Origin of the sequence: Plectonema radiosum NIES-515, from assembly GCF_025753815.1 — a bacterium.
GTDB classification, from domain to species: domain Bacteria; phylum Cyanobacteriota; class Cyanobacteriia; order Cyanobacteriales; family Nostocaceae; genus Hassallia; species Hassallia radiosum_A.
On record NZ_JAOWRF010000074.1, the window covers coordinates 2,280 to 9,633 of the forward strand.

The 7,354-nt window shown below is 40.9% G+C and carries 7 protein-coding genes and 1 pseudogene; all 8 read left to right on the forward strand.

Going from position 1 to position 7,354, the window contains the following annotated elements; all coding sequences use genetic code 11:
* Positions 1–63: 63 nt before the first annotated feature.
* On the forward strand, positions 64–477 hold the full coding sequence (gene tnpA, locus OGM63_RS04915) for an IS200/IS605 family transposase (protein ID WP_263744383.1): 414 nt from the start codon (positions 64–66) through the stop codon (positions 475–477).
* 133 nt (positions 478–610) lie between these two features.
* Positions 611–2,593, forward strand: coding sequence for a DNA sulfur modification protein DndD (dndD, locus tag OGM63_RS04920; RefSeq protein WP_263744384.1), 1,983 nt, complete (start codon positions 611–613; stop codon positions 2,591–2,593).
* A gap of 86 nt (positions 2,594–2,679) precedes the next feature.
* Positions 2,680–3,069, forward strand: a complete 390-nt coding sequence (gene dndE / locus OGM63_RS04925) for a DNA sulfur modification protein DndE (protein WP_263744385.1) — start codon at positions 2,680–2,682, stop codon at positions 3,067–3,069.
* A gap of 206 nt (positions 3,070–3,275) precedes the next feature.
* Positions 3,276–4,736: a DNA phosphorothioation-associated putative methyltransferase gene (locus OGM63_RS04930; RefSeq protein ID WP_263744386.1), complete on the forward strand. Its 1,461-nt coding sequence runs from the start codon at positions 3,276–3,278 to the stop codon at positions 4,734–4,736.
* Between the two features lie 142 nt (positions 4,737–4,878).
* The gene (locus OGM63_RS04935) at positions 4,879–6,393 is read left to right on the forward strand and encodes an AmpG family muropeptide MFS transporter (RefSeq protein WP_263744387.1); all 1,515 of its coding nucleotides are present in this window, start codon (positions 4,879–4,881) and stop codon (positions 6,391–6,393) included.
* Positions 6,378–6,785: a hypothetical protein gene (locus OGM63_RS04940; protein ID WP_263744388.1), complete on the forward strand. Its 408-nt coding sequence runs from the start codon at positions 6,378–6,380 to the stop codon at positions 6,783–6,785. The genes OGM63_RS04935 and OGM63_RS04940 overlap by 16 nt, the downstream gene beginning before the upstream one ends.
* 135 nt (positions 6,786–6,920) lie before the next feature.
* A complete protein-coding gene (locus tag OGM63_RS04945) occupies positions 6,921–7,109 on the forward strand; it encodes a DUF8624 family small hydrophobic protein (RefSeq protein WP_263744389.1) in 189 nt (62 codons plus the stop codon).
* A 7-nt stretch (positions 7,110–7,116) separates the two neighbouring features.
* Positions 7,117–7,354 (forward strand): annotated as a pseudogene (locus OGM63_RS04950) (hypothetical protein); the annotation flags it as partial.

The following is a 7,354-nucleotide window of genomic DNA, read 5'->3' on the forward strand; positions in this document are numbered from 1 at the left end:
TAATAAAAAGCGAATAGAATTCGCAGCTACACAGACGAAACCCGCCTACGCGGGTTAAGGAAAATGAGGTCAAATTACACACAATTGTATTTACATTATGTTTGGGCAACCTGGGATAGATTGCCTATAATTACACTTGATATCCAAAAACTTGTTTATGCAGCAATTATTCGTGAGTGCGAACAGTTAAAATGTACAGTAATTGCAATCGGTGGTGTTGAAGACCATGTGCATCTGCTAACGGGTTTTCCAACAACAGTAACCGTATCTGAACTGATTAAACAAATTAAAGGAAGTTCCTCCCATTTCATCAGCCACGAAGTTAAATCAAGTGAGTTTTTCAAATGGCAAGGTAGCTATGCGGCATTTACAGTTAGTCATGATGCTATTGACAACGTAGCTAATTACATTAGAAACCAAGCTACACACCACAGTCAAAAATCAATCATTCCCACCTGGGAACTTACTTTTCCATAACAATTTTACATTTAGTCCGCCTAATCGCGGACTTTGCCTGTGTAGCCAAGCCACTGCGCTGGACGGGTTCCCCGGCTTGAAGCATGTGGCGCGCGAATTCCATTCGCTCGATATATTTTATTTCTCAATTAAAATGAAATTCATTGAACTCGTCTTACAAAACTTTGGTCCCTATTGTGGGAAACAAGTCATCAATTTGAACCCAGAAATTGATGATGAAAATTCTCGTCCTATTATCCTTTTAGGTGGGATGAATGGTGGGGGAAAAACAACCCTGATGGATGCGATTCGTCTTGCACTTTATGGACATCGCGCTCAATGTTCTACTCGTGGTAATCTGAGCTATAGTGATTTTCTCACTCAATGCGTCAACAGTCACACCGACCCAGTTGAGAAAACCCGCGTTGAATTAGTTTTTGAACACATTGAAAATGACAAGCCAGTAAAATATCGCGTGGTGCGAACTTGGGAGAAAAATCCTAAAGACGGTAAAGACCACTTGGGTATTTTGGATGCTAATGAATGGCTTGATATTGCAAGAGCGAATATCTGGGATGAGTATATTGAAAATCTCCTACCTTTAGGAATTTCTAATTTATTTCTATTTGACGGAGAACAAGTTAAAGAACTTGCAGAACAAGAAATACCACCACAGATTGTAGTTGATGCAATTAGCGGACTTTTAGGGCTAGAATTAGCTGAACGTTTAGCAGTTGATTTGGAAATATTAGTCAATCGCAAACGCAAAGAAATTGCTGATATTAAATATTTGGCAAACTTAGAGGAAATTGAAAATAGGCTAAAAGAGCAACAAAATGAATACGAAGTAGAAGCGCTCTTATTAACGTCTTTACAAGAAAAGTTAAAAGAAGTTGAACTTCATCAGCAAGAAGTTGTTGATAAATTCATTTCCGAGGGTGGGAAAATCGCTGGAGAACGCAGTCAATTAGAGAAGCATAAATCAGAAATAACTGCGTCAGTCGAGAAAACACGTCAAGTAATGTGTGAATTAGCGGCTGATATTTTACCTTTGGCTTTAATTGAACCTTTGCTGAATCAGATTTACACCCAAGGAGAAAAAGAACTTCATATTCAACAAGCTGCATTAGCACATGATTTATTAGTTGCGCGAGATAAACGATTACTCGATTTAATTCATAATTTGGCTCTAGGTGATGAAAAAGTTGATAAAATTAAACATTTTATAAATCAAGAAAATCAATCTTTAGAAAAAGCGACAACAGAACAGCCTTGGTTATTAACTGATACGGAAACACTGCATCAGTTAGATAATATTATTCATCATTACATAGCAACTGCAAAAACTAATGCAGAAGATAAACTTAATATATTACAAATAAAAGAGGAAGAAATTATCACTTTAGAAAGACAAATTCAAACTGCTGCATCACCAGAAGATTATCAAAGATTAGTTGATGATTTGCAACAAGCACAACAGCAAGTAGCTGAATCTAAAGCAAACTGGGAAATAACAAAACGCCGTTTGGATGAATTAGATAGTAACATAAGGGATACGAAAAAAGAGCTAGAAAACTATACTGAAAAAAATATTGATCGCCAAAATAAAGAGCATATTATTTACTCGGCTGCTAAAGTTCAGGATACACTCAAGCTTTTCCGCGAAAAATTAACTTTGCGAAAGTTAAATAAATTAGAAGTTGAAGTTACAGAATGTTTCCGCTATCTTCTGCACAAATCTGATTTAGTACATCGCGTCGCTATTGATACCAATACTTTCAGCCTTTCGCTTTATGATTTACAGGGGAAACCCGTTCCCAAACATCGACTTTCGGCTGGGGAAAAACAACTTTTAGCGATCGCTTTTCTTTGGGGTTTAGCACGAGTCTCCGGACGCCGTTTACCTGTGGCTATCGATACACCACTTGGTAGACTAGATTCTTCCCACCGTGGTAACTTAGTAGAACGTTACTTTCCCTCAGCTAGCCATCAAGTAATTTTATTATCTACGGATACTGAGATAGGCAAACAAGAAGTTGAAACACTGAGAGAAAATGAAGCGATCGCTCGTGAATACCTCCTCAAATACGACTCCTCCACCCGTCAAACTACTATACAACCTGGATATTTTTGGTAATGGGGCATTGGGTATTGTCCAAGTTAAATTCTGAAACTTCTTTTTATTCCCCTTTTCCCTTTCCCCTTTCCCCCTCCCCAATCCGCATGGAAACACCAATTGAACGTATTAAACTTTCCCAAACCGCAAAAGACCAACTTCTCAAACTAAGACGCTACACCAAAATCGACCAATGGAATATCCTTTGTCGTTGGGCATTTTGTCGTTCCCTCGCTGAACCAACTATCCCTTCCCCCGTACCAATTCCCCAAGATAGCAACGTGGAAATGACTTGGCGCGTCTTTGGGGGCGAAATGTGTGATATTCTTTTACTGGCGCTCAAACAACGTTGTTACAACGATAATTTAGGTACTGACAAAGAAACCTTAGTAACACAATTTCGCCTACATTTACATCGTGGGATTGCTTACTTAGCAGGCGATTTAAATATCAAGAAGATTGAAGATTTGATCGAACTGGCAACGAAAAAGATATAAGGATTATTAAACCATAAAAAACAGGGGAAGGGGGAAAGCCTAATAGACATCTCTAGAAATTAATTATGCGTTGCCCGAAACCCTTTTAAAGACGTTCCAGTGGAACGTCTCTACGTATGACTCTGGAGATGTCTAATTGCGTTGCCCCATGCCCCATGCCCAATTTCCTACTTTCTGGGGTCATTTGTGCTGATTTTAACATCTTTATGTCACAAAGCTATTTAGAAATTGAACGTCACAAAGCCGCCATTTTTCGCATTGACATATCTCGTCCGGTGCGATTGGCAATAGAATGGGCAATCATAAATAAAGATACCACGTTTTTTGACTACGGTTGCGGACACGGTGAGGATGTACAACGAGTAGCAAATTTAGGCTACACCAGTGCAGGCTGGGACCCTTACTATTATCCAGATATACCATTTACATCAGCAGATGTCGTCAATTTGGGCTATGTCCTCAACGTGATCGAAAATCCAGAGGAACGGTGTGAAGCACTCAGACATGCCTGGAAACTCACCCGTCAAGTTTTAATTGTCGCGGCTCAAGTATTAATTGATGCTCCCAGTAATGCTCAATTAGCTTACGGTGATGGTATCGTCACCCGTCGCAATACATTTCAGAAATATTACGAACAACAAGAACTAAAAAGTTACATTGATGAAGCGCTAAATACAGATGCAGTCCCCGTAGCGCTGGGCATCTATTTTGTTTTTAGAGATGAGGCTCAAAAAGAAAGCTACAAAGCCATCCGCTTTTTTTCTAGTAATTCTACACCGAGAGTCCGTATCCCGACAAAGCGGTTTGAGGACTACAAAGAAAAATTACAGCCACTGATGGATTTTTATACGCGTCGTGGCAGACTGCCGATGAAAGGTGAATTAGAAAATGAACAAGAATTACTGATTGAATTTGGTAACTTTCGCCGTGCCTTTGCGGTGATATTGCAAGCAACTGACGAAGCGGAATGGGATGCGATCGCCTATCGACGTTCTCTTGATATTCAAGTTTATCTTGCTCTGACCCATTTCGATCAACGCCCATCTTTCTCTAAGCTTGCCTTGGAAATGCGCTACGATATCAAAGCCTTTTTCGGGAGTTATGAAGAAGCTTGTTCAGTCGCTGACAGCAAGCTTTTCAGCTTAGGTCAACCAGAAGTTATTCAAACAGCTTGCGAAAAAAGCAAAATCGGTAAACGCACTCGCAGCGCTCTTTACGTTCACGTCTGGGCACTTTGGGCACTCGATCCGATACTTAGAATTTACGAAGGCTGCGCTAGTCGCACTGTGGGACGTGTAGATCAAGCCACACTGATAAAATATTGCACAGATAAACAGCAAATTTGCTACCTGTTTTACCCAGAATTCGACACAGACCCCCATCCAGCGTTACAAGCGAGTATAATTATTGACTTTAAGACCTTAAAGATAACCCACCGAGACTATCAAAGTAGGGTAAATCCGCCAATTCTCCACCGCAAAGAGACATTTGTGACTTCTAACTATCCTATGTTCGCAGAATTTGCTAAACTCACTCAACAAGAAGAAGAATTAGGATTGCTTAAAGGCAAAAGCGACATTGGCACCCGTAAAGGTTGGGAAAAATGCCTTGCCGCACACGAAGTAGAAATTAGAGGGCATCAAATCTACCACATTAACGAAACTTAAGGAACTAGAAATACTGTAAGGGCATCCTTGATGTGTATGGTAAGCCAACATCTGATGCGAACTGGCATATATGCCTGAAAATACACAGCATGTGTGGCAAGATAACTGCAATTCGCAAAAGATGAGAAGGAATGTTTAAACAATGAGAGAATTTCAAGCACTTCGACAAGCCGTACAAAGTCGTAAGATGGGGGCTTTGTTGTTGCTCGGTTTTGCATCGGGTTTGCCGTTGTTTTTAACCAGCAGAACATTGCAACTGTGGATGCAAGATGCCAAGGTGGATATAGGGAAAATTACTTTGTTTGGGCTGCTGGCTTTGCCTTATTCCCTAAAATTCTTGTGGTCACCATTGTTAGATAGATTTGTTGTGCCAGTTTTGGGAGGAAGACGGGGTTGGCTAATACTGAGTCAAGTTGGATTAGTATTTGCGATCGCATCTCTAGCATTGCAACAACCAAACCAAAGTGACCAGGTGCTGCAAATACTAGCAATCAACTGTCTAATTATTACTTTTTTGAGTGCGACTCAGGACATCGCTGGTGATGCTTACCGCACCGATATTTTAGAACCAATCGAATCTGAAGCCGGAGCATCAGTTTGGGTGTTAGGTTATCGCATAGCTTTATTTGTCACGAGTTCTTTGGCTTTGGTTTTAGCAGATCGCATCCCTTGGAATGCTGTTTATCTCCTCATGGCAGTTTTAATGGTTCTGAGTATATTCACAACCTTGTGGGCACCAGCGGAATCAAAGGTGCGTCACAAAACCGAAAAAGCTGCACCATTGTCTTTTAAAGATGTCATTTTTCTGGTGTTTATTACTGTATTGGTAGCTGGGTTATTGGGAGGTGTTTTCGTTGGCTTTATCCCTCTACCTGTGTTTTATTGGCTGCTGGCAGGTTTGATATTAGCCTGGATAGTCACATCTTTGTTATTGCCTACAGAGTTGCTGAGTGAAGATAGAGAAAATCGTTCCCCCCAAAACTTACAGCAAGCAATTTTCCTTCCTTTTAAAGAGTTTTTTCACAGATTTGGACTTATTCAAGCCAGTACGATCCTGGTTTTTATTTTGCTCTATAAACTAGGTGATTCTTTGGTCGGAATCACAGCGAATTTATTTCTGCGCGAAATTAGCTTTACCAAAACTGAAATTGGAGCAATTCAAGCAGGCATGGGCTTTCTCGCCACCACTGTCGGCGTATTAGCTGGTGGTGTTATCATGACTAAAATTAGCTTAAATCGCAGTCTTTGGATATTTGGCATACTGCAATTACTTAGTAACTTGGGTTATTATGCTTTAGCTGTTACTGGCAAAAATTATTCGCTTTTAGTCTTGGCAGTTAATATCGAAAACTTTAGTGCCGGATTAGTGACGGTTGCGACGTTAGCATTTCTGATGAATCTTTGTAACCACCGCTTCACAACTACTCAGTTTGCTTTATTCTCAAGCTTGATGGCTATTAGTAGAGATGTTCTTTCTGCTCCCGCAGGAACTTGGGCTAAAGCTACAGGCTGGTCTTCATTTTTCTTACTAACCATAGTGGCTGCTTTGCCTGGATTACTACTTTTACCTTTTGTTGCTCCCTGGAACTCGAAGCCAATTGCAATGCCCAGACCAGGACTTGACCAAGAAAATGAGGATTTATGGGAAACCAAGTAGTCGTTTTTGTCGGCACATTTATTCTCTTCGTTACGGGTTTATTACTTGGCTATGTTCTGTCTCAGTTAGTTTTAGGATTTCTGCCGTTTAACCTGCTAACTTTTTTAGGAACACTCAGCCTGATTTTAATTTTTGGTACACTTTACTACGTTTTATTTTGGCAGTTTCGCCGACAGGATTCTGAGTCATTTGCCCAAGAGATACCTAATTGGGTTGAGGATAGTACTCTTAGCTCTCAAAACCGCATGAAAAACAGGCTCGTCTCTTTATTATCAGGAGACACCGCTGCCGCCGATCGCTTAATTGAGCAAGCAAAGCAAAATCATCCAGGAATGCCCGAAGATTGGTATTGGGAAAGAGCGATCGCCGATTTGGAACGCGATCGGCGTTAACGCTACTCCACTCGTAGCGCTACCATCACGGCGATCGCCTGATATCCCCCAAAAATCGCTAAAATAAATGAAAATTAACTTCACAAATATTCAGCAAGTTCTTCATCAAAGTCCATTGCTGCTTACAATTAAAACATGGCTATAATTCGTCAATACATCGCCCCCTTCTTGGCAATACTAGTATTTACCCTTGCCTTAGTAGCAGTCAGTGCCCGCATCTTTTTACCTTCCGATATGGCAGCACCCGCACCTATTGAAGAAGTAGGAGTAAGTTTTATACCTGAAATTGGTTTACCATTTGCAGCCCTATTCGCTCATAGCTAATAGCATTTTGAATTCTTTACTACCTGGGTATAACATTCGCCGTGGGTCAACTTTAGATCGAGCGCTGCTGGTTAAATTCATGCAGCGAACTTATCAGGATATGTTTCCCGGTGAGGATTTTTCCCATCTAGCGCGAACAGTTGAGCAATACTTCTCCAGCGAAACGCCTCTCTGGTGGGTGGATTTTGTCGGACTCCTTGGGGACAGGGGGGACAGGGGGGACAAGGGAGGCAGGGGAGACAGGG

Coding starts and splice junctions, on each gene's coding strand:
- OGM63_RS04930 (WP_263744386.1), top strand. CDS start 3,276: ATGTCACAAAGCTATTTAGAAATTGAACGTCACAAAGCCGCCATTTTT.
- dndE (WP_263744385.1), top strand. CDS start 2,680: ATGGAAACACCAATTGAACGTATTAAACTTTCCCAAACCGCAAAAGAC.
- OGM63_RS04945 (WP_263744389.1), top strand. CDS start 6,921: ATGGCTATAATTCGTCAATACATCGCCCCCTTCTTGGCAATACTAGTA.
- dndD (WP_263744384.1), top strand. CDS start 611: ATGAAATTCATTGAACTCGTCTTACAAAACTTTGGTCCCTATTGTGGG.
- tnpA (WP_263744383.1), top strand. CDS start 64: ATGAGGTCAAATTACACACAATTGTATTTACATTATGTTTGGGCAACC.
- OGM63_RS04940 (WP_263744388.1), top strand. CDS start 6,378: ATGGGAAACCAAGTAGTCGTTTTTGTCGGCACATTTATTCTCTTCGTT.
- OGM63_RS04935 (WP_263744387.1), top strand. CDS start 4,879: ATGAGAGAATTTCAAGCACTTCGACAAGCCGTACAAAGTCGTAAGATG.